Annotated in this window: 29 protein-coding genes and 1 tRNA gene; 18 read left to right on the top strand and 12 right to left on the bottom strand. The window is 64.6% G+C overall.

What is annotated here, in order from left to right; genetic code table 11:
* Window positions 1–28 precede the first annotated feature (28 nt).
* The gene (locus EO245_RS10475) at window positions 29–490 is read left to right on the top strand and encodes an outer membrane protein (RefSeq protein WP_128892877.1); all 462 of its coding nucleotides are present in this window, start codon (window positions 29–31) and stop codon (window positions 488–490) included.
* 64 nt (window positions 491–554) lie between these two features.
* Here EO245_RS10475 and EO245_RS10470 read toward each other — a convergent pair whose 3' ends face one another.
* The 4 genes from EO245_RS10470 to purB form a co-directional block, all read right to left on the bottom strand.
* A complete protein-coding gene (locus tag EO245_RS10470; protein WP_128892876.1) occupies window positions 555–1,178 on the bottom strand; it encodes a phosphoribosylanthranilate isomerase in 624 nt (207 codons plus the stop codon).
* 17 nt (window positions 1,179–1,195) lie between these two features.
* Entirely contained in the window at window positions 1,196–1,870 is a 675-nt protein-coding gene (gene pyrF, locus EO245_RS10465) for an orotidine-5'-phosphate decarboxylase (RefSeq protein ID WP_128892875.1), read from the bottom strand.
* Complete coding sequence (locus EO245_RS10460) at window positions 1,867–2,223, bottom strand: DUF1049 domain-containing protein (protein WP_128892874.1); 357 nt, start codon at window positions 2,221–2,223, stop codon at window positions 1,867–1,869. The genes pyrF and EO245_RS10460 overlap by 4 nt, the downstream gene beginning before the upstream one ends.
* A gap of 61 nt (window positions 2,224–2,284) precedes the next feature.
* Window positions 2,285–3,595, bottom strand: coding sequence for an adenylosuccinate lyase (gene purB / locus EO245_RS10455; RefSeq protein WP_128892873.1), 1,311 nt, complete (start codon window positions 3,593–3,595; stop codon window positions 2,285–2,287).
* Between the two features lie 236 nt (window positions 3,596–3,831).
* Here purB and EO245_RS10450 point away from each other — a divergent pair, with 236 nt between their 5' ends.
* The gene (locus EO245_RS10450) at window positions 3,832–6,552 is read left to right on the top strand and encodes a DUF3857 domain-containing protein (RefSeq protein ID WP_164931304.1); all 2,721 of its coding nucleotides are present in this window, start codon (window positions 3,832–3,834) and stop codon (window positions 6,550–6,552) included.
* A gap of 13 nt (window positions 6,553–6,565) precedes the next feature.
* Here EO245_RS10450 and radC read toward each other — a convergent pair whose 3' ends face one another.
* Window positions 6,566–7,264 carry a DNA repair protein RadC gene (gene radC, locus EO245_RS10445; protein ID WP_234027012.1) on the bottom strand — a complete coding sequence of 233 codons (699 nt, stop codon included), beginning with the start codon at window positions 7,262–7,264 and terminating at the stop codon, window positions 6,566–6,568.
* 65 nt (window positions 7,265–7,329) lie between these two features.
* On the opposite strand from radC, the gene EO245_RS10440 reads away from it, so the two are divergent.
* From EO245_RS10440 to EO245_RS10405, 8 genes are all read left to right on the top strand, one after another.
* Window positions 7,330–10,602, top strand: a complete 3,273-nt coding sequence (locus EO245_RS10440; protein ID WP_128892870.1) for a YdbH domain-containing protein — start codon at window positions 7,330–7,332, stop codon at window positions 10,600–10,602.
* Window positions 10,603–10,664: 62 nt separating this feature from the next.
* A complete protein-coding gene (locus EO245_RS10435) occupies window positions 10,665–10,859 on the top strand; it encodes a YnbE family lipoprotein (RefSeq protein ID WP_370246155.1) in 195 nt (64 codons plus the stop codon).
* A gap of 25 nt (window positions 10,860–10,884) precedes the next feature.
* Window positions 10,885–11,280 carry a YdbL family protein gene (locus EO245_RS10430; protein ID WP_128892869.1) on the top strand — a complete coding sequence of 132 codons (396 nt, stop codon included), beginning with the start codon at window positions 10,885–10,887 and terminating at the stop codon, window positions 11,278–11,280.
* Between the two features lie 141 nt (window positions 11,281–11,421).
* Entirely contained in the window at window positions 11,422–11,757 is a 336-nt protein-coding gene (locus tag EO245_RS10425) for an AtpZ/AtpI family protein (RefSeq protein ID WP_128892868.1), read from the top strand.
* A gap of 41 nt (window positions 11,758–11,798) precedes the next feature.
* Window positions 11,799–12,578, top strand: a complete 780-nt coding sequence (locus EO245_RS10420) for a F0F1 ATP synthase subunit A (RefSeq protein WP_234026877.1) — start codon at window positions 11,799–11,801, stop codon at window positions 12,576–12,578.
* Between the two features lie 45 nt (window positions 12,579–12,623).
* Window positions 12,624–12,851, top strand: a complete 228-nt coding sequence (locus EO245_RS10415; RefSeq protein ID WP_040964046.1) for a F0F1 ATP synthase subunit C — start codon at window positions 12,624–12,626, stop codon at window positions 12,849–12,851.
* An 81-nt stretch (window positions 12,852–12,932) separates the two neighbouring features.
* Window positions 12,933–13,427, top strand: coding sequence for an ATPase (locus EO245_RS10410; RefSeq protein WP_128892867.1), 495 nt, complete (start codon window positions 12,933–12,935; stop codon window positions 13,425–13,427).
* Complete coding sequence (locus EO245_RS10405) at window positions 13,420–13,986, top strand: hypothetical protein (RefSeq protein ID WP_128892866.1); 567 nt, start codon at window positions 13,420–13,422, stop codon at window positions 13,984–13,986. The genes EO245_RS10410 and EO245_RS10405 overlap by 8 nt, the downstream gene beginning before the upstream one ends.
* A 69-nt stretch (window positions 13,987–14,055) precedes the next feature.
* Here the strand turns inward: EO245_RS10405 and EO245_RS10400 are convergent, their stop codons facing one another.
* The 7 genes from EO245_RS10400 to aroA form a co-directional block, all read right to left on the bottom strand.
* Complete coding sequence (locus EO245_RS10400) at window positions 14,056–15,036, bottom strand: NADPH:quinone oxidoreductase family protein (protein WP_128892865.1); 981 nt, start codon at window positions 15,034–15,036, stop codon at window positions 14,056–14,058.
* Window positions 15,037–15,041: 5 nt separating this feature from the next.
* On the bottom strand, window positions 15,042–15,797 hold the full coding sequence (gene gloB / locus EO245_RS10395) for a hydroxyacylglutathione hydrolase (protein WP_128892864.1): 756 nt from the start codon (window positions 15,795–15,797) through the stop codon (window positions 15,042–15,044).
* A gap of 302 nt (window positions 15,798–16,099) precedes the next feature.
* Window positions 16,100–17,800, bottom strand: a complete 1,701-nt coding sequence (gene rpsA / locus EO245_RS10390; protein WP_128892863.1) for a 30S ribosomal protein S1 — start codon at window positions 17,798–17,800, stop codon at window positions 16,100–16,102.
* A 271-nt stretch (window positions 17,801–18,071) separates the two neighbouring features.
* Entirely contained in the window at window positions 18,072–18,698 is a 627-nt protein-coding gene (locus EO245_RS10385; RefSeq protein WP_128892862.1) for a d(CMP) kinase, read from the bottom strand.
* Entirely contained in the window at window positions 18,695–18,967 is a 273-nt protein-coding gene (locus tag EO245_RS10380; RefSeq protein WP_128892861.1) for a permease, read from the bottom strand. The genes EO245_RS10385 and EO245_RS10380 overlap by 4 nt, the downstream gene beginning before the upstream one ends.
* Before the next feature lie 16 nt (window positions 18,968–18,983).
* Window positions 18,984–19,427, bottom strand: coding sequence for a DUF411 domain-containing protein (locus tag EO245_RS10375; RefSeq protein WP_234026876.1), 444 nt, complete (start codon window positions 19,425–19,427; stop codon window positions 18,984–18,986).
* A 27-nt stretch (window positions 19,428–19,454) separates the two neighbouring features.
* The gene (aroA, locus tag EO245_RS10370) at window positions 19,455–20,765 is read right to left on the bottom strand and encodes a 3-phosphoshikimate 1-carboxyvinyltransferase (RefSeq protein ID WP_128893537.1); all 1,311 of its coding nucleotides are present in this window, start codon (window positions 20,763–20,765) and stop codon (window positions 19,455–19,457) included.
* 199 nt (window positions 20,766–20,964) lie between these two features.
* Here aroA and EO245_RS10365 point away from each other — a divergent pair, with 199 nt between their 5' ends.
* The 8 genes from EO245_RS10365 to EO245_RS10330 all read left to right on the top strand — a co-directional run bounded on the left by EO245_RS10365 (window position 20,965) and on the right by EO245_RS10330 (window position 26,467).
* Window positions 20,965–21,297 (top strand): TIGR02300 family protein, encoded by a 333-nt coding sequence (locus EO245_RS10365; protein WP_128892860.1) that lies wholly within the window; start codon window positions 20,965–20,967, stop codon window positions 21,295–21,297.
* A gap of 88 nt (window positions 21,298–21,385) precedes the next feature.
* Window positions 21,386–21,461 (top strand) — tRNA-Ala (locus tag EO245_RS10360).
* Between the two features lie 131 nt (window positions 21,462–21,592).
* Window positions 21,593–23,029 (top strand): signal recognition particle protein, encoded by a 1,437-nt coding sequence (ffh, locus tag EO245_RS10355; protein WP_128892859.1) that lies wholly within the window; start codon window positions 21,593–21,595, stop codon window positions 23,027–23,029.
* A gap of 43 nt (window positions 23,030–23,072) precedes the next feature.
* Window positions 23,073–23,582: a 30S ribosomal protein S16 gene (rpsP, locus tag EO245_RS10350; RefSeq protein WP_128892858.1), complete on the top strand. Its 510-nt coding sequence runs from the start codon at window positions 23,073–23,075 to the stop codon at window positions 23,580–23,582.
* A gap of 9 nt (window positions 23,583–23,591) precedes the next feature.
* Window positions 23,592–24,080 (top strand): ribosome maturation factor RimM, encoded by a 489-nt coding sequence (gene rimM / locus EO245_RS10345; protein WP_128892857.1) that lies wholly within the window; start codon window positions 23,592–23,594, stop codon window positions 24,078–24,080.
* Window positions 24,081–24,085: 5 nt separating this feature from the next.
* Complete coding sequence (locus EO245_RS10340) at window positions 24,086–24,649, top strand: hypothetical protein (RefSeq protein ID WP_128892856.1); 564 nt, start codon at window positions 24,086–24,088, stop codon at window positions 24,647–24,649.
* The gene (locus EO245_RS10335) at window positions 24,646–25,491 is read left to right on the top strand and encodes a TIGR04222 domain-containing membrane protein (protein WP_128892855.1); all 846 of its coding nucleotides are present in this window, start codon (window positions 24,646–24,648) and stop codon (window positions 25,489–25,491) included. The genes EO245_RS10340 and EO245_RS10335 overlap by 4 nt, the downstream gene beginning before the upstream one ends.
* Before the next feature lie 22 nt (window positions 25,492–25,513).
* On the top strand, window positions 25,514–26,467 hold the full coding sequence (locus EO245_RS10330) for a carbon-nitrogen hydrolase family protein (protein WP_128892854.1): 954 nt from the start codon (window positions 25,514–25,516) through the stop codon (window positions 26,465–26,467).
* The last annotated feature ends 1 nt before the right edge of the window (window position 26,468 follow it).

Below are 26,468 nucleotides of genomic sequence, written 5' to 3'. Positions count from 1 at the left end.
CCGGCGGCAAGAATTGAAAGGATAGAATATGCGTAAGTTTGCAATTGCACTCGCCACTGTCGCTGCAGCCGTTTCGGCTCCGGCTTTCGCTCAGGACGCTGCCGGTGAAGGCCGCGTCGAAGCTCGTGGCGGTATTGCTTGGGCCAACGGCCAGGAAGAAGCAGTCGCAGGCGTTGCAGCTGGCTACGACTTCGACCTCGGCGACACCGCGTTCATCGGCGTCGAAGCTTCGGCCGACCACATTCTCGCAGACGGCGCTGACTTCGTCTGGGGTGTCGGTGGCCGCGTTGGTGCCAACGTTGGCGACAACGGCAAGCTGTTCGCAGCTGGCGGCTACGCTTTCGGTGAAGGCGAAGACGTTCCGTACCTCGGTGCTGGCTACCAGCACAAGCTGGGTTCGGCAGTCTACCTGAAGGCTGAATACCGTCACTTCTTCAGCGACTTCGTTGACGTGAACACCGCCGCTGTCGGCGTCGGCGTCAACTTCTAAGCCTCGCTGGCCAGGAATTGGGAAGGGCGGCTCTTCGGGGCCGCCCTTTTTCTGTGAGCCTTGTCTAGACTGAGCGCGCGGCGGCGCAGAATTCGGCGATTTTCGCCGCGTCCTTGATACCCGGCGCGCTCTCGACACCGGAGGACGTGTCGACAAGCTCGGCGCCGGTAATGCGGATGCCTTCCGCCACATTCGCAGCGGTCAGGCCGCCCGCAAGTCCCCAAGGGATCGTGTGATCGAATTCGGCGAGAAGCTGCCAGTCGAAAATCTCGCCATTCCCGCCGGGCAGCGCCTTGGCCGGCGCATCGAACAGCAGGCGGTCGACCGACCCTTCGAAGCGGCGCGATTTCTCCAGCGTCAGAGCGTCTTTAACGCCGAGCGCCTTCCAAACTTCCACGCCCATCTTTTCACGCAGCAGGGCCGCCCATTCCGGCGTTTCCGAGCCGTGAAGCTGCACGATATCGGGCTTCACCGCATCGAGCGCCGCCGCCATCGCCTCGATCTCCGCATTCACCGTGAGCAGCACGACCTGCGCCCGGCCGCGAGCAAGCGCGCGCAGTTCGGCGGCGCGGCCGAGGTCGACATGACGCGGGCTCGGCTCGAAATGGACGAGGCCGACATGCGTCGCGCCCGCCTCGATCGCGGCCTCGATGGTTTCGGGGGTGGAAAGCCCGCAAATCTTGATCATCGGGGCAGTCACGGCAGCTAGAGCGTCGCCTCGATGGCGCGTGCTGCGGCCTCCGGGTCGTCCGCGCGGCTGATCGGGCGGCCGATGACGAGCACGCTTGCCCCGTCGTCGCGTGCCTGTCGCGGCGTAACGACGCGCTTCTGGTCGCCCGTCGCCTGGCCGCCGGGACGCAGGCCGGGGACGACGAAAAAGCCGTTCTTCCACTGCTTGTGGACCGATTTCACCTCGTGGCCCGAGCAGACGATACCATCGAGACCGGCGCTTTCGGCCAGTTCGGCGAGACGCAGCACGTGGTCGTGCGGCGTGCCGGAAATGCCGGTGCGAGCCATGTCGCGCTCGTCAAGGCTGGTGAGCATGGTCACGCCGACGACCTTGGTGCCTTCCGCAGCTGCAGCCTTGGCATCTTCCATCATCGCGCGCCCGCCACTCGCGTGGACAGTGACGATCGCCGGTTCGAGCACATGGATCGCCTGCATCGCGCCGGCGACGGTGTTGGGAATGTCATGCAGCTTGAGATCGAGGAAGATCGGCAGTCCGACCTGCGCGATCTCGTGAACGCCGTGGCTGCCATGCGCGCAGAAGAACTCGAGGCCAAGCTTCAGCCCGCCGACATGCGCCTTGACCTTTGTCGCCAGCGCCTTCGCCGCGTCGAGCGTCGGGAGGTCCAGTGCAAGGTAGACCGGATTGCTCATGCGGGGCCGAGGTCCGACTTGGTCTCGGTCGCTGCCGGTGCAGGGGCTGGTGCGGGCGCAGCCGAGGTCGCGTTGTTATCTTCCGACGCGGTGGTGCGCGAAAGCGTGTTCGCCTTGATCGCGTTTTCGAGCGAGCGGATGCGGCGGTTCATCGTCCACTTGGTGCCGCGCAGCAGCATCCATGTCGGGATGAGCCCCGCGAGGAACGAGACGATCACGACCGCGGGCACGCGCGTATCCCAGACCAGGCCCGGCCAGATGCGCACGTCGATCTGCTTGTCCCAGTTCCCGAAGGAAAAGGCGAGCAAGCCGACCAGCAGCAAGATCCAGGCTATCGTGCGGACGATCTGCATTCATTCTCTCCCGTATCCGCTTGAATGCTAGGGGTGTGGCTAGGCTGCGTCCAGCGTCCAATCAACCGAAGACGCGGTCGAAAATGCGGTCGACCTGCTTGAAGTGGTATTCGAGGTCGAACTTCTCTTCGAGCTCCTCGTCCGACAGCGCGGCTTTCACTTCCTCGTCGTGCTTGAGGAGATCGAGCAGCGACATCTCGCCGTCCGAAGCCCAGACCTTCATCGCGTTGCGCTGCACGAGGCGATAGGCATCCTCGCGGCTGACGCCAGCCTGCGTGAGGGCGAGCAACACGCGCTGCGAGTGGATGAGGCCGCCCATGCGGTCCATGTTTTTCTGCATCCGCTCGGGATAGACGAGCAGCTTGTCGATCACTCCGGTAAGGCGTGCGAGGGAGAAGTCGAGCGTGATGCAGGCATCCGGCCCGATGAAGCGCTCGACCGAGGAGTGCGAGATATCGCGCTCGTGCCACAGCGCGACGTTCTCCAGCGCGGGCAGGGCATAGGCGCGGATCATGCGCGCCTGGCCGGTCAGGTTCTCGGTCAGGATCGGATTGCGCTTGTGCGGCATCGCGCTCGAACCCTTCTGGCCGGGCGAGAAATATTCTTCCGCCTCGAGCACCTCGGTGCGCTGCAGGTGGCGGATTTCGACCGCGACCCGCTCGATCGAGCCGGCGATCACCGCGAGCGTCGCGAAGAACATTGCGTGGCGGTCGCGCGGGATGACCTGCGTCGAGATAGGCTCGGGCTTCAGGCCGAGGCGTTCGGCGACATGCTCTTCCACTTCGGGCGAGATGTTTGCGAAAGTGCCGACTGCACCGGAGATCGCGCAGGTCGCGATTTCCTCGCGCGCGGCGACGAGGCGAGTGCGGCAGCGGCTGAACTCGGCATAAGCCTGCGCGAGCTTGAGGCCGAAGGTCACCGGCTCTGCATGGATGCCGTGGCTGCGACCGATTGTGGGCGTATACTTGTGCTCTTCCGCGCGGCGCTTGATCGCGGCGAGCAGCAAGTCGAGGTCTTCGAGCAGGATGTCCGCCGAGCGGGCGAGCTGCACGGCAAGCGTCGTGTCGAGCACGTCGGAGCTGGTCATGCCCTGGTGCATGAAGCGCGCCTCGTCGCCGACATTCTCGGCAACCCAGGTCAGGAAGGCGATGACATCGTGCTTGGTCACCGCCTCGATCGCGTCGATCGCTTCGACATCGACCTTCGGGTCCGTCGCCCACCAGTCCCACAGCGCCTTCGCCGCGCTTTCAGGGACGACACCGAGTTCGCCGAGCTTCTCGGTCGCGTGCGCTTCGATCTCGAACCAGATGCGGTATTTCGCTTCGGGCTCCCAAATCGCGGTCATTGCGGGGCGGGCGTAGCGGGGGACCATGTTCGACTCCGTGTCTGGGCAGTTGCGGGGCGGCTAGGGCGATGGGCCGCGCTTGGCAAGGGAGCAGGGCCCCGCAAGCTGTGTGAAGTCGTTTGCATAGCGAAATGGGAAATGTAGGATGTCGTTTCGGCAGAAAGACTTGCCGAAACTTACGGGGGTCCAGGATGCGTCGTCACCTTCTATTGGCGGGCTTGGCAGCTGCTTCGCTGAGCGCGCCGCTTGTTGCCGGGGAAACGGTGAGGTTCGAAGCAGCGCCCGATTGGGTGATTGCGGCCGAAATCGACTCGGCGACGATGCAAGAAGGGCCGAGCGAAGTGCTGTTCGACTGGCAGCACCGGCTCGAAGACGGCGTGGTTGCAACCTACAACGACCGGATCGTGCGCATCGACAATCCCGAGACGCTGACCAGCGAGGGGACGCTGCAATACACCTGGGCACCCGACAAGGGCGACCTGTTCATCCACCGGCTCGAAATCATCCGCCGCGACGAGGTGATCGACCTTGTCGCGCAAGGCATCCAGTTCGACGTCATTCGCCGCGAGCAGAACCTGGAACGCAGGCTGATCGACGGGCGCCTGACCGCGACGGTTGCCGTTCCCGGCCTGCGCGAGGGCGACATGCTCCGCGTGGCGCACAGCACGACGCTGCGTGACCAGGCGCTGGGCGAGGAAATGCAGGCCATCCAGTACCTGCCCCCCGAACCGTGGCGGGTCGGCTACGGCCGGGTCATCGCCAGCTGGCCGAGCGATGACGCGATCACGTGGCGCGCAGACCCCTTCGTCGACAGCGGCACGGTGACCAGCCGCGATGGATACAACTTCCTCGAAATCCCCATCCCGATCGCCAAGCGCGAAGACATGCCCGCCGATTCGCCCAGTCGCTACCAACGCCCGCCGATCCTGCGAGTCGGGAGCTTCGGCAGCTGGCAGGAACTCTCGCGTGTGATGGAGCCGCACTTTACCGACGCCGCACAAATCGAACCGGGCGGCGATGTCGACCGGCAGGTCGAGATGATCATGGCGCAGACCGACGATCCGAAGGAGCGCACCGCGCTGGCCGTCCGGCTGGTGCAGGACCAGGTGAGCTACCTGCTCGACGGTCTCGACGGCGGCAATTACCTGCCGCAGGCGGCCGAGGACACGTGGGACAAGCGCTACGGCGACTGCAAGGCGAAGTCGGTCCTGCTGCTCGCCATGCTGCGCCGGATGGGTATCGATTCGGATGTCGTGCTAGTGACGACCCGCGGCGGCGATGCACTGCCCGAACTGCTCCCCATGCCGGCCAATTTCGATCACATGATCGTGCGGGCTACGGTCGATGGAACCGATTACTGGCTCGACGGGACGAGCACCGCGACGCGCCTCAACAATATGTCGGCGGTCCCGGCATTCCACTATGCGCTTCCGCTGGTCGACGGCGGGGCCGATCTCGTCGCGATGAGTGACCGCACGCAGGCGCATGACGACATGGCGATGCATGTGACGCTGGACCATTCCGCCGGCATCGACCTGCCGATGATGTTCGACATCACGGTCGAATTCGGCGGTGCGTCGAGCGCGCAGCTGGAAAAAATCGTCGACGAGGACGATCCCGAAGTCCGCAAGCAGATCGCGCGCAATTTCGGGGCGGGGCAGCTTCCCGGCGCGCAGGTCACCGAAATCGGCATCGGCTACGACGACGAAAAGGCGCTCGGCATGGTGCGGGTGAAGGGCGTTGCCGATCCGCAGTTCGCTTTCGACAGCGGCCAGATTTCGACCGATCTCGCCATGGTGACCAACAACGTCAAGTTCGCCCCCAATCGCGCTCGCCCGGTTTGGAGGGACATACCGGTCGCGACCATGGGCCCGCGCCGAAACAGCTACCTGCTCGAGATGACGCTGCCGCAAGATGGCGCGGGGTTCGAGCTTGTCGGAACGCCGAGCCTCGACGACAGCTTCGCCAATACGACCGTGCGCCGCAGTTCCTCGCTCAATGGAGAGAAGCTGCGGGTGTTCGAGCAATCCATCTTCAGGCTCGGCGAGGTGTCCGTGGCCGACATCCCGGAATCGCGCCGCGCCGCACTGCGCATCGCCAAGTCCGGCCTCGACCTTGTCGCGCCTGCGCAGTCGACCTGGCGCTGGGAGCTTTCGAAGGAAGAACTCGCCGAGCGGACCAGGGCAGCGGCAGAGGCTTATGATATCGCGGTGGCCGACGCCGACGACGACGATTTCGAGCCGCTCGTTGCGCGGGCGAGCTTCTTCTACACGATCTACGATTACCAGCGGGCCTACGACGACCTGACGACGGTCGTCGAAGCGCAGCCGACCTCCGACCTGCTGCTGACCCGCGCCGAGGCGCTGATTTCGCTCGGCAAGCTCGACGAGGCGGTGGCCGATATCCAGGCCGCCTACGACCTGCAGCCGGACAACGCGACGGCCTATTGGCAGGCGCAGATCCTTGCGCGGGCAGGGCGCGGTGAAGAGGCGATCATGCTGCTCGATTCGCTTCCCGTGGGCGAGGACGATCTCGACAGCTTCGTCGATAGCCGTGCGATGGTGCTCGGCCTGATCGGCGATATCGATACCGGTCTGACCCTGCTCGAAGAGCGCCTGCTCGAACGCGACGACAACTCGACGCTGCTCAATGCCGACTGCTGGTATCGCGGCCTGCACAAGGTCGCACTCGACAGTGCGGTCGCCCAGTGCACGCGGGCGGTTGAGCGGGCGCAGCATCCTGCCGCCGTGCTCGATAGCCGGGCGATGGTCCATTACCGCATGGGCCGCTTCGACGAGGCGCTGGCCGATCTCGATGCGGCGTTGAAGCTTGCACCGGGCCTGTCGAACTCGCTTTATCTCAAGGGCATCATCATGCTCGAGCAGGGCGATCGCGATGGTCGGCGCAATGTCGATGCCGCGCTGCTGCAGATGCCCGAACTGCGCCGCTATTACGCCTTGTTCGGGATCGAGCCGAAGCTCTGATCGGGCCTGCCTGCTAGATCAGGCCCTTGGCGCGCAGGGACACGTGGCCCTGCCGCCCGATGATCACGTGGTCATGCACCGTGATGCCGAGCAGCCTGCCGGCCTCGGCTATGCGGTTGGTGATGTCGATGTCCGCCCGGCTCGGCTCGGGGTTGCCGCTCGGGTGGTTGTGCACGAGGATCAGCGCGGTCGCGCCGAGGTCGAGGCCGCGGCGGATGACTTCGCGCGGATGGATCGCCGCCTCGTCGACCGATCCGTCGCCGACATGGTGGTCGCGGATCAATCGGTTCTGCGCATTCAGGTAGAGCACGCGCACGCGCTCGACGGTGAGATGGGCCATGTCGATCGCGAGGTAGTCGAGCAGCGCCTGCCAACTGCCCAGCACCGGTTTCTGTTCGACTTCGCTTCGCGCCATGCGGCGAGCGGCGAGGGCCACGCTCTTGAGCGCAGCAACGCTTGTTTCGCCCATGCCTTTCACATCGGCCAGCGCGCCCGGCTCGGCATTGAGCACCGCCGATAGCGAGCCGAAGCGGGCGATCAGCTCCTTGGCGACCGGCTTGGTGTCGCCCTGCCTGAATGCCGCGAAAAGCAGGTATTCGAGCACTTCGTAATCGGCCAGTGCCTCCGGCCCGCCTTCGAGCAGGCGCTTGCGCAAGCGCGACCTGTGGCCTGCACCGCCATGCGCTGCACGCGCCCCTTCGCTGTCCGTCATTGCAATCGCGACCCCCTTGGCGAGATTCATTGCCTTTGCATGGCTTTGAGCGCAAGTAGCTGGCGATGGTCGACAATTCCGAGCAGGAGGAAGCCGCTACCCCGCGTAGCCGTCGGCGCGGCCTGCCGGGCAGGAAGCGCTGGATACTCCTGCTTTTCCTGATTGTCGGACTGGGGGCCGCCTGGATCGCCCGCGAACAGCTCGCCCAGAGCGTGATCGACGACCAGCTCAAAAGGCTCGATCTTCCTGCAAGCTACGAGATCGTCGAGATTTCGCCCGGGCGGCAGGTGTTGGCAAACGTCATCGTTGGCGATCCCGCTTCGCCCGACTTTGTTGCCGAGCGGGTCGAGATCGCGTTGAAATACGGCTTCGGGGTGCCGACGATCGGCAATGTCAGGTTGGTGAACCCGCGTCTCTACGGGCGCATGCTGGGCGACGGAACGCTGACCTTCGGCAGCCTCGACAAGCTGCTGTTCGAAGGCGAGCAGACTGGCGAGGGGCTACCCGACCTCGATCTGGTGCTGGAAGACGGGCGAGGCCTGATCGAAACGCCCTATGGCCCCGTCGGCATCAAGGCCGAGGGTTCTGGCAATCTCGCGGGCGGCTTCGACGGTATCCTCGCTGCCAACGCGCCGAGCATTTTGCTGCCAGACTGCGCGCTTGAGGAAGCCACGCTATACGGCCGCCTCTCGACCAAGAGCGATGCGATCGTCCTCGACGGGCCGCTGCGGCTGGCGAGTGCCGATTGCGACCAGTTGGACGCGAGCGCCCGCTCGGTCGGCCTCCAGTCGCGCGTCGAAATAGCCACCGACGGATCGCGCATCTCGCTCGCGGGAGGGCTCGAAACTGGACGTATCAGCGGGGCTCAGGTCGCGATGAGGTCGTTGTCGGGTCCGATCCAGTTCGCCTGGAGCGAGGATCGATTTGCGGCAGATATCGATTTGACGGGCAGGGCGATCGACCTTGCGGATGTCTCCGTGGCGAGCGCTGCTGTCGATGCGACCTTCCGGGGCGATGCAGGTTTCGACCGGATCGAGATGGACGGCGAAGTCGGCGGCAATGGCGTCGACGTCCATGCGCTGCTTGCCCCGACGCTGCAGTCGGCGGCTCAATCCGCGCCGGACAGTTTGCTCGCCAGCCTTGCCGGAAAGCTTCGGAATGCATCGGCAAGCCAGCTAAGCAACGCCGATTTCACCGGGCGTATTACTGCACGACTGACCGAAAATTCGACCAGCGTGCTCGTCCCGCAATTCGACCTCAGGAACCGGCAGGGGAAAACGGTCCTCACGGCCTCGCGCGTCCAGTATGCGCAAGGGCTGCGCGGCCTTCCGATGCTCTCGGGCAATTTCCGCCTGGCTGGTCCGTCGCTTCCGACGATGGCTGGACGGATGGAGCGCACGGGCGGCGGGGCGACAGTGCTGCGCCTTGCGATGCAGCCCTATGCGAGCGGACGCGACAGTCTCGCCATCCCGCAACTGACCGTCCAGCAAGCGGCGAACGGCAATCTGACATTTGCAGGCGTGGCGACCGCCAGCGGCGCACTGCCGGGCGGATCGGTCGACAGCCTGACACTCCCGCTATCGGGGCGCTGGACGGATCGCGGCGGCCTCGCCCTGTGGGAAAGCTGTGTGAGCGCACGGTTCGATCGGCTGGCGCTGGCGAACCTCTCCCTGTCCGGTAACGGGCTGCAACTGTGCCCTGCGAGAGACAGCGCAATCCTGCGCTATTCCGGCGCAGGGCTGCGGATCGCCGCGGGAACGCCCGGCCTGTCTCTGTCGGGCACGTTGGCGGATACGCCGATCCGTCTCACCACCGGCGCGGCGGGCTTCGCCTATCCCGGTGTCGCAACGGTGCGCGAGATCGACCTCGAACTCGGCGAAGGGGAGGGCACGAGCACTTTCCGCATTTCCGATCTCGACGCACGCTTCGGCGGGGAAGACGGCATCGGCGGCGCTTTCTCCGGCGCAAGGATCGCGCTCGGCCCCATTCCGCTCGATCTCGAGGAGGCCGAAGGGGAATGGAGCTTCGCCGATGGTCGCCTGGCGATTGCGAACGGCAGCTTCCGCCTGCTCGACCGGGAAGAGCCTGCGCGGTTCTATCCACTCGTGTCCCGCGATGCCGAACTCACGCTGGCGGACGAGATCATTCGCGCGAATGCCACCCTTCGCGCGCCGGGCAGCGACCGGGTCGTCACCGATGTCGAAATAACGCACAACCTCGGCTCGGGAGTTGGCTTTGCCGACCTCGATGTGCCGGGCCTGTTGTTCGACGAGCGCCTGCAGCCCGACGAACTCACCGTCCTCGCGCTGGGCGTTGTTGCGAACGTCGAAGGCGTGGTGACGGGAACCGGACGGATCGACTGGTCACCCGACGATGTGACGAGCTCGGGCGAATTTTCGTCCGAAGGGCTCAACCTCGCTGCAGTTTTCGGCCCGGTCGAGGGTGCGAGCGGTACTATCCGTTTCGACGATCTGCTCAGCCTCACCACCGCTCCCAACCAGAGCCTGCGCGTGGCGTCGATCAACCCCGGTATCGAAGTGACCGACGGGACGATCGGCTTCTCGCTCAGGGATGGCCAGTTTCTCGGCGTCGATGGGGGCGAATGGCCCTTCATGGGCGGAACACTCAAACTGAAGCCGGTCCAGCTGAACCTCGGCGCGGCCGAGACGCGGCGATATGTGCTCGAGGTCACCGGGCTGGATGCGGCGATCTTCGTCCAGACGCTCGAGCTCGGCAATATCAGCGCGACCGGCACCTTCGACGGCCAGCTGCCGCTCGAGTTCGACGAAATGGGCAACGGCAAGATCGACAACGGTATCCTCGTATCGCGTCCGCCGGGCGGGAATCTCTCCTATGTCGGTGAACTGACCTACGAGGACCTCTCACCGATCGCCAACTTCGCTTTCGATACGCTGCGCAGTCTTGATTACCAGCGCATGGAGATTGCCATCGAGGGCCCGCTGACCGGCGATATCCTCTCGCAGATCAGCGTCGACGGCGTCAGCCAGGGCGAGGGGGCGAGCCGCAATTTCATCACGCGGCAGATCGCGGGCATCCCGATCCGCTTCAACATCAATATCAACGCACCGTTCTACAAGCTGCTCAGCTCGATCAAGGCGATGTACGACCCGGCATTCGTACGCGATCCGCGCGAACTGGGGCTGCTGACCGACGACGGCCAGCGCCTGCGCCGCGAAACGACCCTGGACGAGGTCGAGGCGGCCCAGGAGCAAGAGCAGCAGCAAGAGCAGCAGCAACAGCAGCCGCAAGAACCATCCGAAAACCTGCCAACCGAAGAACCGGCCATTCAGCGCCGGGAAAGCGAGAATCTGCCATGAAACCTGCGAAATTGACCCGCGCTGGCGGCGCTGCGACAAGGCCAACCGAAAGGGAGGCTCTATTGCGCAGGCTGGGTAGCAAGGGGACGAAGGCGGCGATGCTGGCCGGCACGCTCGCGCTGGGCGGGTGCATCAATGTGAATGCACCGACCGAGCCGATCGTGATCGAGCTCAACATCAATATCCGCCAGGAAGTGATTTACCGCCTCGCGGAAGACGCGGGCAACACGATCGAGGAGAATGCCGACATCTTCTGATGCGGCCTCTCATTGGAGACGAGTGATGAATGTGACCGGTTTCAAACGAGCAGCGCTTGGCCTCGCGGCTGTCGGCGTTGCAGTCGGCGGTTTCGCCCCGGTAGCCCTTGCACAGCGCGATCCGGCCTATGCCGCTGCCCGCGCGGCAGGGCAGGTCGGCGAGAAGATGGACGGCTATCTCGCGGTCGTGGGCGCTTCGACGCCCGCGCTCGAGCGCATGGTGACCGACATCAACATCAAGCGCCGTGCGGTTTATGCCGAGCGTGCGCAGGCGACGAGTTCCACGATCGAGGAATACGCCTTCACGGCCGGTTGCCAGGCAATCGCCCGCACCGAACCGGGCGAGAAATACCAGGCCCCGGACGGCTCGTGGAAGACCCGCACCTCGGCTCCGCCCGAGCGGGATGTGCGCTGCCCCTGACATGCTGGCGCGATAGCTCGCGGGAAAAGGGCGCTTTGCGGCCCTCTCGCGGTTGACTCGCAAATGCCCCCCGCCTAAGGGGTGCGCGCCCTCGGCGGGCACCTCTTGCCCGTGCCGTCATTTCCTTGTCAGGAGGTAGGCATGAGCGACGAGAAGCCCGCACGGGAACCCATTGCCGAGGATGCGCGAATTGACGCGCTCGAAGAGCGGCTCAGAGCCGCACGCGAGCGCGAAAATGAACGCAACCGGCCAAAGGCATCCGGTGCCGACGCGAATTATCGCAGCGGAAACCGGGTTCTGGCGGACTTGCTCGGCGGGATTCTCGGCGGTTTGGTGCTCGGCTGGCTCGTTGACGTGGTCGCCGGTATCTCGCCCTGGGGTCTGTTGGCTGGACTGTTCCTCGGGATAGTCGTGGCCTTCAGGAACATTTTCCGAATGGCGAACACGCGCCCCGAGGATTCCTCGCAAGAGGATTGACGCGGCAGGCGACGGTTCAAGAATTTAGGGACGTAGACGGCGTGGCGGCAGAAGAAGCCAAAGTCGACCCGATGTACCAGTTCACCATCAAGCCTCTGGCTGAATGGGAACTCGCGGGTTTCGATATCTCCTTCACCAACAGCGCGGCGTGGATGATGGTCACGACCATCGTCCTGTTCGTGTTCGTGGCAGGTGGCATGAAGCGCGAGCTCGTGCCCGGCCGCTGGCAGATGGCGGTGGAAACCTTCACGGGTTTCATCGACGACATGCTCGAAGCGAACATCGGCAAGGAAGGACGCAAGTACGTCCCCTACGTGTTCTCGCTGTTCATGTTCATCCTGTTCGCCAACCTGCTCGGCCTGCTGCCGTTGGGCATCCTCGGCGTCCATCCGTTTACCTTCACGAGCCACTTCACCGTTACCGGTGTGCTCGCGCTGATCAGCTTCTCGATCGTCCTCGTGGTCGGGTTCTGGAAGCACGGGATCAAGTTCTTCACCCTGTTCGTGCCGCACGGCACGCCGGTGCCGATGATCCTGCCGATCGCGCTCATCGAATTCATCAGCTTCATGATCCGCCCGTTCAGCCTCGCGCTGCGTCTGTTCGTCGCCATGATGGCCGGCCACGTCCTGCTGGAAGTGCTGTCGAGCTTCGTCATCGACGGTTCGAACGCCGGCCCGCTGTGGGGCGGTGTCGTCGGTCTCCCGAGCTTCCTGCTCATGATCGGCATCTGCGCGCTCGAGATCCTCGTGGCGGGCATCCAGGCTTACGTTTTCGCGCTGTTGACGTCGCTGTACATCAACGACGCGGAACACCTTCACTAAGTTTCAATCAACCGAATTAACGCGTTCAATCCAAAGGAGTTTAAAATGGAAGTAGAAGCTGCAAAGCTCGTCGGTGCGGGTCTCGCTGCTATCGGTGCCGGCATGGCCGCCATCGGCGTGGGTAACGTTTTCGGCTCGTTCCTCGAGTCCGCTCTGCGTAACCCGGGAGCGGCAGACGGCCAGCAGGGCCGCCTGTTCATCGGCTTCGCCGCTGCCGAGCTTCTCGGCCTGCTGGCGTTCGTCGTCGCGATGATCCTGATCTTCGTCGCCTGATCGACTGACCGTATTGCTGGGCCGGTCGCCTAGAGTGGCCGGCCCGCGAATTTTTTCGACCTTCGTCCGGGACACGCATCAATGCCCCAGATAGCGCAGCTAGCGGAGACCTATTCGAGCCAGATTTTCTGGCTGCTGGTCTTCTTCGGCATCACTTTCTTCTTTATCGGCCGTGGGATGGTTCCCAAGGTCATGGAAACCGTCGCCCAGCGCGACACCCAGATCGCTTCCGACCTCGCCGCTGCAGAAGCCGCGCGGGCGAAGGCGGATGAGGAAGAAGAAGCTTGGCGCGTTCGCGAGAACGAGAACCGCGCGAAGGCGCAGGCTATCGTGGCCGAGGCGAAGGCCGAAGCTGCTGCCAAGTCCGAGAAGAAGATCGCGGCTGCGCAGAAGCGCCTCGACACCAAGCTGGCGAAGGCCGAGGCGGAAATCGCCGAAGCGCGCAAGTCGGCCCTGGCCGAGGTCGAGGACGTCGCGGTCGAGGCTGCACAGGACATCGTCCAGCGCCTCGCCGGGGTGAAGGTCGCCAAGCCGGCTGCGAAGTCGGCCGTGAAGGAGGCCATGGCCAATGGCTAACAACGCGCCTGAAGTGTTCACCACCGACCCGGCCGAAGCGATGGTCGAAGTCGACAGCGGTGCAGGCAAGCACATCGAACCCGAACTGTTCGGCCTTGCGCCGTACCAGATCGTCTCGATCGCCATGCTGGTGCTGATCGCGATCATGATCTGGAAGAAGGTCCCGGGCATGATTGCCGGCGGCCTAGACAACAAGATCGCCGCGATCCGCGAACAGCTCGACGAAGCGAAGAAGCTTCGTGCTGAGGCCGAAGCGCTGCGTGACGAGTATTCCAAGAAGATCGCAGGTGCCGAGAAGGACGCCGAGGCGATGATGGAAAACGCCAAGCGCGAAGCCGACGCCCTGCTCGAAAAGGCAGAGGCCGACAGCAAGGCGATGGTCGAGCGTCGCAAGAAGATGGCGGAAGACAAGATCGCCGCTGCCGAGCGTGACGCGATCGACGAAGTCCGCGCCAGTGCCGCCGCAGCCGCTGCTGCCGCATCGCGCAAGCTGATTGCCGAAAAGCATGACGCGGAAGCCGATCGCAAGCTGGCCGACGAGGTTATCTCGGGCCTCTGATCGCACTCGCGATATCTAATTCGAAGGGCGGCCCGCGGGTCGCCCTTTTTCGTTTAAGGAGCGATGCGATCAGGCGCCAGGTGTCAGCACGATCTTCCCGACGATATCGCCTGCCTGCATCGCCTCGAACGCCTCGCGCCACCGTGACAGGGGCAGGGTGCGGTCGATGGTGGGCGTGATCCTGCCCGCCGAGGCGAGCTTGGCCAGCTCTCCCATGATGGCGCGTCCCCGCTCGGGAAAGCGCCGCGCATATTCGCCCGCGCGCACGCCGACGACGCTGAAGCCCTTGATGAGCGGGATGTTGACCGCGATTTCGGGGATGCGTCCGGCGACGAACCCGATGACCTGCAATTGCCCGCCAAAGGTCACGCAGCGGGTGCTCTCATCGAACACGTCTCCGCCGATGGGGTCGAACACGATGTCGCACAGGTGGCCGCCGGTGATCTCGCTGACTTGCTCGCGAAACCGGCCTTGGTTGACGAGCAGCGCGTCCGGCGCGCAAGCCTCGGCTATGCGGTCGAGCTTGTCCTCCCGGTGCGAGGCCGCGATCACCCTGGCTCCCATGGCTTTCGCAAGGTCGCAGGCCGCGAGGCCGACACCGCCGCTCGCACCATGGACCAGGACCCACTGGCCTTTCTGCAGCCGCCCGATTTCAACGAGCGCGGTGTAAGCGGTGCTGTAAGCAGCGCCCATCGCTGCTGCCTGGTCGAAATCGAGGCCGTCAGGGACGGGGCGCAGGTTACCGGCCGGAATGCTCGCGAAATCGGCCATTCCGCCAGTCTTAGCGCCGCCCATGACCCGATCACCAGGCGCGAAACCGCTTTCGGCGTCCGCCTCGACAACCTCGCCCGCAAATTCCAGCCCGAGCGTGAAGGGCACCTCCGGTTTGAACTGGTAAGCGCCCCGCGTCATCAAGAGGTCGGGGAAGTTGAGCGAAGCCGCGCGCACCGCGACGAGAACCTCGCCCTCGGCCCGTTCCGGCTTGTCGATTTCCGTGATGCTCACTCCCGACAGGTCGTCGGTCAGCTTCTCGACGCGCAGGGCTTTCATCAGGGTCAAAAGCTGTCTTTGCCGGCACGCAGCGCAGCGAAGGTCTCGTGCGGTGCAGAACCGCCCCATTTCGCCGCCAGGGACGGATCGTCGGCGCGCAGGAACGGGTTCGTTTCCAGCTCGCGCGACAGGATCGTCGGCACCGTCGGTTCGCCGCGCGAGCGCTTTTCGTCGATCTCGCGAGCGTAGGCCTGCAACGCCTCGTTGTCCGGATCGGCATGGAGCGCGAATTTGGCATTGGCCTGCGTGTATTCATGCGCGCAGTAGAGCGTCGTGTCGGCGGGCAGTGCCTTTACCCGCTCGATGCTTGCCCAGAACTGCTCCGGCTTGCCTTCGAACATCCGTCCGCAGCCTAGCGCAAATACGCTGTCGCCGACGAATGCCATGGCTGCGTCGGGCAGGTGGTAGGCGATGTGACCGTTGGTATGGCCCGAAACGTCGATGATGTGCGCCTCGTGCTCGCCCAGCTTCACCGTGTCGCCATGCGCGACCACGCGGTCGGGCTGGTGGATTCGGTCGACCTCTTGCGGGGCCACAATCGTGCAGCCGGTCGCTGCCTTGATCGCCTCGTTTCCGCCTGCGTGGTCGGGATGCCAGTGCGTGTTCCAGATCTGGGTGATCTTCCAGCCCTGCGCTTCCGCCTGCTTCAGGTACTCCTCCGCATCGGGCGTATCGATGCAGGCGGTTTCCCCGCTGTCGGTATCGTGGAGGAGGAAGCCGTAGTTGTCGGACAGGCAGGGGAACTGGTGAACCTTGAGCATGGATCGCAACCTATACGCCTCCTCCCAAACAAGAAAGGCCCGCGCGTTCCAGCTTGCCTCAGGCGCCGGCGGGGCCATCCGGCACCTTGGCTATCCTCGCTCGTGCGACTCTTAGTCGCATCGCTGCGGGCGGGCGGTCGCCCTTGCGACGCGTTGGGCGTCGTTCCTGAACTAGTCAGACAAAAGAAAACGGGCGCGCCAGCGACCGCAAGGTCGACTGGCCGCCCGCAGATGCTCCGCGGCCAAGGGCCGTGGAAACAGCATCGAGGACGCTCGCCCGGATGGGCGAGCGCCCCGATAGATCAGTCGTTCTTCTTCAGTGCTTCGCCGAGGATGTCGCCGAGCGATGCGCCCGAATCCGACGAACCGAACTGTGCAACAGCTTCCTTCTCTTCGGCGATCTGACGCGCCTTGATCGAGAAGTTCGGCTTCTTCGAACGGTCGAAACCGGTGACCATCGCGTCGACCTTGCTGCCGACCTGGAAACGGTCCGGACGCTGCTCGTCGCGGTCGCGGCCGAGGTCGCTACGCTTGATGAAGCCGGTCGCGCCATCGTCGCCGACCTGAACTTCGAGGCCGCCATCGCGGACTTCGAGGACGGTGACGGTGACGACGTCGTTGCGCTTGAGCGAACCCTGAGCGCCAGCTTCGGTCGGTGCACCCTTTTCGAGCTGCTTCATGCCGAGGCTGATGCGTTCCTTGTCGGTGTCGACGTCGAGGACGATCGCTTCGACCTGCTCACCCTTGCGGTGCAGGGCGAGGGCGTCTTCACCCGAGATGCCCCATGCGATGTCGGACATGTGGACCATGCCGTCGACGTCGCCATCGAGGCCGATGAAGAGACCGAATTCGGTGGCGTTCTTGACTTCGCCTTCGACCTTCGAGCCAACCGGGTGCTTCTCGGCGAACTCTTCCCACGGGTTGCGCTGGGCCTGCTTGAGGCCGAGCGAGATGCGGCGCTTTTCGGCGTCGACTTCGAGGACCATCACTTCGACTTCCTGCGAGGTCGAGACGATCTTGCCCGGGTGGACGTTCTTCTTGGTCCAGCTCATTTCCGAAACGTGGACGAGGCCTTCGATGCCCGGCTCCAGTTCGACGAATGCGCCGTATTCGGTGATGTTGGTGACGGTGCCCGTCAGCTTCGCGCCGACCGGGTACTTCGCGCCGACGCCATCCCACGGATCGCTTTCAAGCTGCTTCATGCCGAGGCTGATGCGCTGCGTGTCGGCGTTAATGCGGATGATCTGGACGGTCACGGTCTGGCCGATCTCGATCACTTCGCTCGGGTGGTTGACGCGCTTGTAGCTCATGTCGGTGACATGGAGCAGGCCGTCGATGCCGCCGAGGTCGACGAAGGCACCGTAGTCGGTGATGTTCTTGACGACACCGTCGGTGACCTGGCCTTCGCTCAGCTGGTCGATCAGCTCGCTGCGCTGTTCGGCGCGCGTTTCTTCGAGGATCGAACGACGCGAAACGACGATGTTGCCGCGACGACGGTCCATCTTGAGGATCTGGAAGGGCTGCGGAACGTCCATCAGCGGGGTGATGTCGCGAACCGGGCGGATGTCGACCTGCGAACCGGGCAGGAAGGCCACGGCGCCGTCGAGGTCGACGGTGAAGCCGCCCTTGACGCGGCCGAAGATGCGGCCTTCGACGCGCTTGCCTTCGCCGAACTCGCTTTCCAGCTTGTCCCAGGCGGCTTCGCGGCGGGCGCGGTCGCGCGACAGCATCGCTTCGCCGTCGGCGTTTTCGACGCGGTCGACATAGACTTCGACTTCGCTGCCGACTTCGAGACCATGCTCGTCTTCGCCGCGCATGAATTCCTTGAGGTCGACGCGGCCTTCGCTCTTGAGGCCTACGTCGATAACGGCCTTGCCGTTTTCGATGGCGGTCACGGTGCCTTTGACGACACGGCCTTCAAAGCCGCCGTCGGCTGCGCCGCCGAGTTGTTCGTTGAGAAGCGCTTCGAAATCGTCGCGCGTAGGGTTGGCAGAGGTTGCCATAGCGTTGGTATTCCCGTTCACATTTGCTTCCGGCCACCGGTTTTACCGGGGTCTTTCTCCGCCTCCCGCACCATTGCGGGGCTAGCGGGGCAAGAGGGCCGAATTCCCGCGGGGCCGTATGCCGTCGCAGGAGCCCTCGGGGCCGAACCGTCAAATGCCGATGGCCGGCGCGAAACGCGCTGCTTGGCCGGGCATCTTCGGGAATGGTCCGTCGGACGGCCGCGCGCCTAGGCGAAACGACCGCACAAAGCAAGCGAAATGGGGCAGGGCGCTACCTGCTTGGGAGCGCCTGTTCGACCGCCTCGATCGCAGCGGCGATGGCGGCGTCCTTGTCGAGCGTACTTGTGTCGAGCACGAACGCGTCAGGCGCGGCCTTGAGCGGGGCGTCCTTGCGGTTCGTGTCGCGCTCGTCCCGGCGGCGCAAATCTTCTGCGATTTCGTCCAGCGTGGTCTCGGCGCCGCGGCCGCTCATTTCGGCGAAGCGCCGCTGTGCGCGTGCGTCGACGCTGGCGATGACGAACAGCTTCACATCGGCATCGGGAGCGATGACCGTGCCGATGTCGCGCCCGTCGAGTACCGCCCCGCCGGGCTGTTCGGCAAAGGCGCGTTGGCGCTCGAACAGGGCCTTGCGGACCGATGGGTGGATGGAGACACGGCTAGCAAGGCTGCCGGATCCTTCGTCGCGCAGGATGTCGTCTTCGAGCAGGCTGTCCGGGAATTCAGTCCCGGCAAGCGCATCCTCGGCGCAGTCGGGATCGCCGCCATTAAGGAACACCTGCCTGCCGACCGCGCGATAGAGCAGGCCGGTATCGAGATGGGGCAGGCCGAAGTGCGCGGCGAGTGCCTTGGAGATCGTGCCCTTGCCCGATGCGGTCGGTCCGTCGACGGCGATGATCATGCTTCCTGCGCTCCTTCGCGGGTGCGGGCGTTCCAGGCCTTCGCCAGGCCCCAGATCGCGATCGCGGCCCAGAAGCCTTCGAGCACGAGGCTCGGCCAGTTGGTATGCACGATCAACGACACCGTGAGGAGCGCGGCACCCAGCAGGTTGGTTCCATGCAGGATGTAGGGATTCGGCGTCTTTTTGGCCGTCAGGTAGAAATACGCCCCGATAATGCAGGCGGTGCCCACAAAGCCGACGGCGGAATAGAAATCGAGATCGGGCATCATCGCTGGCTGGCTACTTTCAATTATACGACGCGAACACGCTCATGCCAGCATCGCCGAAGGCAATGACCTGGTAGGGGTCCTTGCGTCCACCCATTTCCATTCCGGGAGAACCCACCGGCATTCCGGGTACGGCAAGGCCGCGCACGCCCTCGGGCCGCTCTTCGAGCAGGCGGGCGATAGCCTGGGCCGGAACGTGGCCCTCGATCACGTAGCCATCGACGATCAGCGTATGGCAGCTCCACAATTCGCGCGGGACGTTCTGTGCGATCTTGATCGCGGCCATGTCGGTCGTCTCGCTTTCGGCGACCGCCGTTTCGAGCTCGGTCCGCAAATGCTTCGCCCATTCCTTGCAGCAACCGCAGTAGGGGTCGCGGTACATGGTGTAGGTCGCTGCCTGGACCGCATTGGTGCAGGCGGCGAGCGCCAGGAAGGCGGCGGCGAGCATGTTGCGAACAGTCATCGTATTCTCCGCATTCGGCCTATGGTCCTACGCGTCGCCGCCGGTCGCGGTTTCGAGCAGGGCGTGAAAATTGGGAAAGCTGGTGGCGATCGGCTCTGCGCTGTCGACCGCGACACCCTTGCGGCTGACGAGCGCGGCGACGGCCATGCTCATCGCGATGCGGTGATCGAGCTGCGTTTCCACCGCGAGCGTTTCCGGCGTGCCGGACAGGGGTTCCCCGCCGGTGCCGTGGATTGTCAGCCCGTCGCCGTTTTCCTCGACCCGTGCGCCGACGAGTTCGAGTGCGGCAGCCATCGCTGCGATGCGGTCCGATTCCTTGACGCGAAGTTCCTCGAGCCCGGTGGTGTGGGTCGTGCCCTTCGCGAGCGCTGCTGCGACGAAGAGAACGGGGAATTCGTCGATCATGCTCGGTGCGAGGGCCGGATCGACGTCGATGCCGTGCAGTTGCGCATGTCGCACACGCAAGTCCGCGACCGGTTCGCCGCCCACTTCGCGCCTGTCGAGTTCCTCGATATTCGCGCCCATCTGGCGCAGCACTTCGATTAGCCCGGCGCGCGTCGGGTTGAGGCCCACGTTCTCGATCACGAGGTCGCTTCCCTTGACGAGCGTAGCGGCGACGATGAAGAATGCGGCGGACGAAGGATCGCCCGGCACCACGATGTCCTGCGCATGCAGTTCCGCATCGCCGCGCACGCGGATTACGCGCTCTCCGTCGATCTCCTCGACCTCGAGCTCGGCGCCGAAGCCGCGCAGCATTCGTTCGGAATGATCGCGCGTCGGGACCGGCTCGATAACCGTCGTAATTCCCGGCGTGTTGAGACCGGCGAGCAGGATGGCGCTCTTCACCTGCGCGCTGGCGACGGGCAGGCGGTATTCGATCGGAACGGCGGGCAGGCAGCCGCGCATCATCAGCGGGAGCGTGCCGCCCGGCGATGCCTCGAAACTGGCGCCCATGCGGCTCAGCGGTTCGATCACGCGGCCCATCGGGCGCTTGGACAGGCTCGCATCGCCGGTGAAGGTGGCGGTGATGCCGTGGCTCGCCACAACGCCCATCAGCAGGCGGGTCGAGGTGCCGCTGTTGCCCATGTCGAGCGCGCTCCTGGGCTGGAGCAGCCCGCCGACCCCTACACCGTGAATCGACCAGCTGCCGTCGCCCTCGCGCTCGATCGTCGCGCCCATCGCGCGCATCGCGGCAGCGGTGGCGAGCACGTCTTCGCCTTCCAGCAGGCCGGTCACGCGCGTCTCGCCCACGGCCAGCGCGCCGAGCATCAGCGAGCGGTGGCTGATCGACTTGTCGCCCGGCACGCGGATGCGCCCCTTCAGCGGGCCGGCGGGCATGAAGCGGTAATTGTCGGTTGACTGCTGGGCCAAGTCGGGTCTTTCGAGAAGGGCGGCAAAATCGCCGCGGCTTTTGACAGCGGCTGTGGCCTATGGCAAGGCGCGCGCCGCTCTTGATTCCCGAGTGATCGGTACCCATCAAGCTAGAGAAATTTTCGTCCCGCCAAGCATGAGGCCGGGCAGCATCTGAGGAATAGTAATGGTCAAGCCAGAATGGGGCACCAAGCGTACGTGCCCGAAATGCGGCACCCGCTTCTACGACCTGGGTAAGGAAGACCCGGTCACTTGCATCGAATGCGGCGAAGAATGGGAGCCGGAGCCGGTTCTCAAGACGAAGCAGCCGATTCCGTTCGAGGAAGACGAGAAGAAGAAAGACGGCGAGGCGGATAGCGATCTGGCCGACGACGACGATCTCAGCGATGTCGACGAGGACGAGAACCGTCCCGACGCCGATGTCGACCTTGGCGACGACAGCGATCTCGGTGTCGAGACGAGCGGCAAGGGCGACGACGACGACAAGGACGATAGCTGATTTTTAGACTTGCGTTGCGGGTGGCGGCTTTCTAAAGGGCCGTTCCCGCAAGCAGGGGTGCCTCCCAGGGCACCTCGCCAGAGTGAATGGGGCCTTAGCTCAGCTGGGAGAGCGCTACAATGGCATTGTAGAGGTCAGCGGTTCGATCCCGCTAGGCTCCACCACTCGAAACTGAAAAAGTCGGATTTCCCACGGGAGTTCGCACGCTGGCCGACGAGTTCTCGTCCGCCGGCGTTTTTGGCATTTGACGCCGTGATGCCCATATCCGGGCAAAGCGGCAGAGGAGAAGCGTAGTATGTTCGACAGCCTGTCAGATCGCCTCGGCGGCGTATTCGACAAGCTGCGCGGTCGCGGCGCACTGTCCGAACAGGACGTGCGCGATGCGATGCGCGAAGTGCGAATCGCGCTTCTCGAAGCCGACGTCGCACTTCCCGTTGTTCGTCGCTTCATCGATGCGGTCACCGAGAAGGCGATCGGTTCGGACGTTCTCAAGTCGGTCACCCCCGGCCAGCAGGTCATCAAGATCGTCAACGACGAGCTTGTCGAGATGCTCGGCGGCGAGGAAACCGAAGGGCTGAAGCTCGAAGCCAAGCCGCCGGTCGTCATCATGATGGTCGGCCTGCAGGGCTCGGGTAAGACGACCACGACTGCCAAGATCGGCAAGCTGCTCAAGGAAAAGCACGGCAAGAAGGCCATGATGGCCTCGCTCGACGTCAATCGTCCGGCCGCGCAGGAACAGCTCGCTGTCCTGGGTGAGCAGGTCGAGGTCGCGACCCTGCCGATCGTCAAGGGCCAGCAGCCGGTCGACATCGCCCGGCGCGCGATGGAAAGCGCGAAGCTGCAGGCTGCCGACGTGCTGCTGCTCGACACCGCGGGCCGCCTGCATGTCGACGAAGCGCTGATGGCCGAAATGAAGGCCGTGGCGAGCGTTTCCGCGCCGACCGAAGTGCTGCTCGTCGTCGACAGCCTGACCGGCCAGGACGCGGTCAATGTCGCCAAGAGCTTCACCGACGAAGTTCCGCTGACCGGCGTCGTGCTGACCCGTATGGACGGTGATGCGCGCGGCGGTGCAGCGCTGTCGATGCGCTATGTCACCGGCAAGCCGATCAAGTTTGCCGGCACGGGCGAGAAGCTCGACCAGATCGAGGTTTTCCACCCGCAGCGCGTCGCGGATCGCATCCTTGGCATGGGCGACGTCGTCAGCCTCGTCGAGAAGGCTGCCGAGACGATCAAGCAGGACGAGGCCGAGGCGCTGGCGAAGCGCATGGCCAAGGGCCAGTTCGACCTCAACGACCTGCGCACCCAGCTGCGCCAGATGAACCAGATGGGCGGCCTCGGCATGCTGGCAGGAATGCTGCCGGGCATGAAGAAGGCCAAGGCTGCGCTCGCGCAGAGCGGGATGGACGACAAGGTCCTCGTCCACATGGACGCGATCATCGGTTCGATGACCGAAAAGGAACGCGCGAACCCTGCGCTGATGAACGCCAAGCGCAAAAAGCGCGTCGCGGCGGGCAGCGGCATGCAGGTGCAGGACGTCAACCGGTTGCTGAAGATGCACCAGGAAATGTCTCGCGCGATGAAGCAGATCAAGAAAATGGGCGGTCTCAAGGGGCTCGGAGCCCTGTTCGGTTCCGGTGGCATGGACGCCGCCATGCCGGGCCTGAACCCGAAGGGCATGGCCGGAGGCGGTCTTCCGCCGGGCCTTCCCGGACTTCCCGGCCAGAAAAAGTAAATTATAGCAAATTCAAAATTTTAATTCGGAAAGGTAATATCAAATGGCAGTTGCAATCCGTCTTTCGCGCGGTGGCGCAAAGAAGCGTCCGTACTACCGCATCGTCGTGTCCGACACGCGCAGCCCGCGTGACGGCAAGTATCTCGAGCAGATCGGCACCTACAACCCGATGCTGCCGAAGGATTCGGAAGATCGCGTCAAGCTCAACGAAGACCGCGCCCGCCACTGGCTGAGCGTCGGCGCGAAGCCGAGCGACCGCGTCCACCGCTTCCTCGACGCAGCCGGCATCCTCGAGCGTGCTCCGAAGAACAACCCGAAGAAGGGTGAGCCGGGCGAAGCCGCCAAGGAACGCGCTGAAGAGAAGGCCGCGAAGGCTGCTGAAGCCGAGGAAGCTGCAAAGGCTGCCGAGGAAGAAGCAAACGCTCCTGCCGAAGAAGAAACCGCTGCTGAAGAAGCTCCGGCCGAAGAAGCGGCAGCTGAAGAAGCACCGGCTGAAGAAGCCGCTGCCGAGGAAGCTCCGGCAGAAGACGCTGCTGAAGAGAAGGCCGAGTAAGCCTCTCCCATGCAGGACAAGCCCGTCACGCTCGCCGCTGTCAAAGGCGCGCATGGCGTGACGGGCGAAGTCCGCCTGAAGCTCTTCGGCGAGGGTGTCGATGCCCTCAAGAACCACAAGAGCTTCAATGAGGGGAGCCTGACGCTCTCCAAGATCCGCGACGACGGGAAGGGCGGGGCAATCGCCCGCTTCAAGGAAGTTGCCGATCGCAATGCGGCCGAGAAGCTGCGGGGCACGACACTCACCGTCCCGCGCTCGGCTCTGCCGCCCCTCGACGAGGGCGAATACTACCATGCTGACCTCGTCGGCCTGAAGGTCGAAACCGACGCCGGAGAGGCGATCGGGACGGTCGGCAATGTGCTCAACTACGGTGCAGGCGACCTCGTCGAGATTAAGCGCGATGGCGGCAAGAGCTTCCTCGTTCCGATGACGGAGCAGGCCGTTCCCCGCTGGGACGCGCAGGTGCTGGTCATTTCGCAGGATTTCGTCGAAGACTAGCGGCCATGCCGGCCGAGCCCTCCGTCATTTCCTCCGACCTCTGGCAGCGCCTCGCCGCGTACGAGATCGGCCCTGAACAGGCGACGCTATCCTTCCGCGACCGGCTCGCCCGAGAAAACCGCTGGGATAGCGCCTTCGCGGACCGCGTGATCGGCGAATACAAGCGGTTCTGTTACCTTGCGAGGACAGCGGGGCATGAGGTCACGCCCTCGGACGCGGTGGACCAGGCATGGCACCTGCACCTCACCTACAGCCGCGACTACTGGCAGCGCTTTTGCCCCGAAGTGCTGGGTGCCGAACTGCACCACGGCCCCACCGCCGGCGGCCAGGCGGAGCGGACGCGCTATTACGACCAGTACGCCGCGACGCTGAAATCCTACGAAGACGCTTTCGGCGAGCCGCCGCCTGCCGACATCTGGCCCGGTGCCGCGCGCCGCTTCGGCGTCGATCCCAAGGGGGTGAGGGTCAACCCGGCGGATGTCATGATACTTCCGCGCAAAGTGGCTTATGCTATCATCGCGCTATTCGGAGCGGCCTTCGCGCTGCTGGGTTGGGGAGCTTTGCAATGATCGATACGGGCCTGTCATTCTTTTCGGGACCTGCCTTCCTGATCCTGTTCCTGGTCCTGATGGTGGTCGGCTGGCTTTCCGGCCCGCGGCTTGCCGACATGGTGCGGCCCGAAGGGCGAAGCACCGGCGCGGCACTGGGGGCCGAGGAACTGGCATTTCTCACCGGCGGGGCTCGCCGAGTGTCGGAAACCGCGACCGCGCAATTGCTCGCCCGCGATGCCATCGTTCACGAGAAGAAGGACCGCTTCGCCATCCGTTCGGCTGGTGGCGGTCAGACGGCCCTCGAGAGCCGCATCCTTTCGACGCCGGAGCCGGCACGGTGGAACGATTTCCTGCGCGCCGGGACAGCCGAGGTGGCAGGGATAACAGACAGACTGCGCGCCGATGGCATGCTCGTCGGGCCGGACGAGATTACCAAGCTGCGCATGATGCAGGCTGCGCCTTACGCGTTCCTCGTCTTTCTCGGCGCATGGCGGATCGCTGCCGGCCTCGGACTGGGCGAGCCGGTCGGCTTCCTCGCGATCCTGACGATCATTGCATTGATCCTGATGATGGTGCGCTTTTCCAGAGTCGATATGCGGACCAAGGCGGGGATCGAGGCGGTTGAGGCTGCCCGTGTCGCCTCGTCGCGCCTCTCGCGTGCGCCGACGCAGGACGAGGCGGGCAGGGCGGTCGCGCTCTACGGCACGGCAGTGCTGGTCGGCACGCCGATGGTGGCGGTTCACGAACTGCGCCAGAATGCTTTCGGAGGCGACGGAGGGGCGTTCGTCGGCGATGGCGGGGGTGACAGCGGGGACGGTGGCGGCGGTTGTGGCGGCGGCTGCGGCGGTTGCGGAGGCTGACGCGCGGGCCTAAGCGCCTGTCATGACGAAACTTCACGTCGCCATTTGCCAAGCCGCGCCGATTCCGCTCGCAATCGAGGATGGAATTGCGCAAGCGGTCGAGCTCGCTCGCAAGGCGATTGCCGACGGGGCGCAGCTGGTCGCCTTCGGCGAGACCTTCCTCGGCGGCTACCCGCTGTGGCTCGACGAGGCTCCCGGCGCCGCGCTGTGGGATCATCCCGGCACCAAGGCGCTGCACCGCCTCCTGCTAGAGAACGCGGTGGTCCGGAACGACGAGCGGCTGCTGCCACTGCAGGAACTGTGCGACGAGACCGGCGCGGTCATTTCCATCGGCGCGCACGAGCGCGTTCGCCGCAGCCTGTTCAACAACCAGATGACCTTCCGGCCCGGACAGCCAGTCCTCGACCACCGCAAACTGGTGCCGACGCATGGCGAGCGGTTGGTCTGGATGCGCGGCGACGGCTCGACCCTGGGCGTTCACCAGGCCGAATGGGGCTCGGTGGGCAACCTTATCTGCTGGGAGCACTGGATGCCCTTGGCACGCGCGGCGATGCACAACCTCGGCGAGAGCGTCCACGTCGCTGCATGGCCTACCGTGCGCGAGCAATACGCCATCGCCAGCCGCCACTACGCGATGGAGGGGCGGTGCTTCGTGCTCGCCGCAGGGCTGGTCCAGCACAAGGACGACCTGCTCGGTGGGCTTGAACGCTGCGGCGGAGACCCAGAGGCCGAAGCGCTGATCCGCGCTATCGAAAGCGACGTTCTCAACCGAGGCGGCAGCATGATCGCCGCGCCCGACGCGCGAGTGGTCGCGCAAGCGGGCGAGGGTGAGGAAACGCTCCATGTCGAGCTGGATCTTGCGGAAATCGACGAGGGACTGGCGAGCCTCGATACCGACGGCCACTATTCGCGGCCCGACGTGTTCGAACTGACAGTCGATACCCGGGCGAAAGATGGGGTGGATTGGAGTGATTGAC

Origin of the sequence: Erythrobacter sp. HKB08 (assembly GCF_004114695.1) — a bacterium.
Classification (GTDB): Bacteria; Pseudomonadota; Alphaproteobacteria; order Sphingomonadales; family Sphingomonadaceae; genus Parerythrobacter_A.
This window is presented reverse-complemented; position numbering and strand designations above follow the sequence as displayed.

Excerpts from the sequence above, each read along its gene's own strand:
- EO245_RS10385 (WP_128892862.1), bottom strand. The coding sequence starts at position 18,698 with ATGATCATCGCCGTCGACGGACCGACCGCATCGGGCAAGGGCACGATC.
- EO245_RS10425 (WP_128892868.1), top strand. The coding sequence starts at position 11,422 with ATGAGCGACGAGAAGCCCGCACGGGAACCCATTGCCGAGGATGCGCGA.
- EO245_RS10405 (WP_128892866.1), top strand. The coding sequence starts at position 13,420 with ATGGCTAACAACGCGCCTGAAGTGTTCACCACCGACCCGGCCGAAGCG.
- rpsP (WP_128892858.1), top strand. The coding sequence starts at position 23,073 with ATGGCAGTTGCAATCCGTCTTTCGCGCGGTGGCGCAAAGAAGCGTCCG.
- EO245_RS10400 (WP_128892865.1), bottom strand. The coding sequence starts at position 15,036 with ATGAAAGCCCTGCGCGTCGAGAAGCTGACCGACGACCTGTCGGGAGTG.
- aroA (WP_128893537.1), bottom strand. The coding sequence starts at position 20,765 with ATGCCCGCCGGCCCGCTGAAGGGGCGCATCCGCGTGCCGGGCGACAAG.
- EO245_RS10340 (WP_128892856.1), top strand. The coding sequence starts at position 24,086 with ATGCCGGCCGAGCCCTCCGTCATTTCCTCCGACCTCTGGCAGCGCCTC.
- EO245_RS10375 (WP_234026876.1), bottom strand. The coding sequence starts at position 19,427 with ATGACTGTTCGCAACATGCTCGCCGCCGCCTTCCTGGCGCTCGCCGCC.
- EO245_RS10410 (WP_128892867.1), top strand. The coding sequence starts at position 12,933 with ATGCCCCAGATAGCGCAGCTAGCGGAGACCTATTCGAGCCAGATTTTC.
- radC (WP_234027012.1), bottom strand. The coding sequence starts at position 7,264 with ATGACGGACAGCGAAGGGGCGCGTGCAGCGCATGGCGGTGCAGGCCAC.
- rpsA (WP_128892863.1), bottom strand. The coding sequence starts at position 17,800 with ATGGCAACCTCTGCCAACCCTACGCGCGACGATTTCGAAGCGCTTCTC.
- EO245_RS10335 (WP_128892855.1), top strand. The coding sequence starts at position 24,646 with ATGATCGATACGGGCCTGTCATTCTTTTCGGGACCTGCCTTCCTGATC.
- EO245_RS10475 (WP_128892877.1), top strand. The coding sequence starts at position 29 with ATGCGTAAGTTTGCAATTGCACTCGCCACTGTCGCTGCAGCCGTTTCG.
- pyrF (WP_128892875.1), bottom strand. The coding sequence starts at position 1,870 with ATGAGCAATCCGGTCTACCTTGCACTGGACCTCCCGACGCTCGACGCG.
- EO245_RS10460 (WP_128892874.1), bottom strand. The coding sequence starts at position 2,223 with ATGCAGATCGTCCGCACGATAGCCTGGATCTTGCTGCTGGTCGGCTTG.
- EO245_RS10330 (WP_128892854.1), top strand. The coding sequence starts at position 25,514 with ATGACGAAACTTCACGTCGCCATTTGCCAAGCCGCGCCGATTCCGCTC.
- EO245_RS10470 (WP_128892876.1), bottom strand. The coding sequence starts at position 1,178 with ATGATCAAGATTTGCGGGCTTTCCACCCCCGAAACCATCGAGGCCGCG.
- gloB (WP_128892864.1), bottom strand. The coding sequence starts at position 15,797 with ATGCTCAAGGTTCACCAGTTCCCCTGCCTGTCCGACAACTACGGCTTC.
- EO245_RS10430 (WP_128892869.1), top strand. The coding sequence starts at position 10,885 with ATGAATGTGACCGGTTTCAAACGAGCAGCGCTTGGCCTCGCGGCTGTC.
- EO245_RS10365 (WP_128892860.1), top strand. The coding sequence starts at position 20,965 with ATGGTCAAGCCAGAATGGGGCACCAAGCGTACGTGCCCGAAATGCGGC.
- rimM (WP_128892857.1), top strand. The coding sequence starts at position 23,592 with ATGCAGGACAAGCCCGTCACGCTCGCCGCTGTCAAAGGCGCGCATGGC.
- EO245_RS10380 (WP_128892861.1), bottom strand. The coding sequence starts at position 18,967 with ATGATGCCCGATCTCGATTTCTATTCCGCCGTCGGCTTTGTGGGCACC.
- EO245_RS10440 (WP_128892870.1), top strand. The coding sequence starts at position 7,330 with ATGGTCGACAATTCCGAGCAGGAGGAAGCCGCTACCCCGCGTAGCCGT.
- ffh (WP_128892859.1), top strand. The coding sequence starts at position 21,593 with ATGTTCGACAGCCTGTCAGATCGCCTCGGCGGCGTATTCGACAAGCTG.
- purB (WP_128892873.1), bottom strand. The coding sequence starts at position 3,595 with ATGGTCCCCCGCTACGCCCGCCCCGCAATGACCGCGATTTGGGAGCCC.
- EO245_RS10415 (WP_040964046.1), top strand. The coding sequence starts at position 12,624 with ATGGAAGTAGAAGCTGCAAAGCTCGTCGGTGCGGGTCTCGCTGCTATC.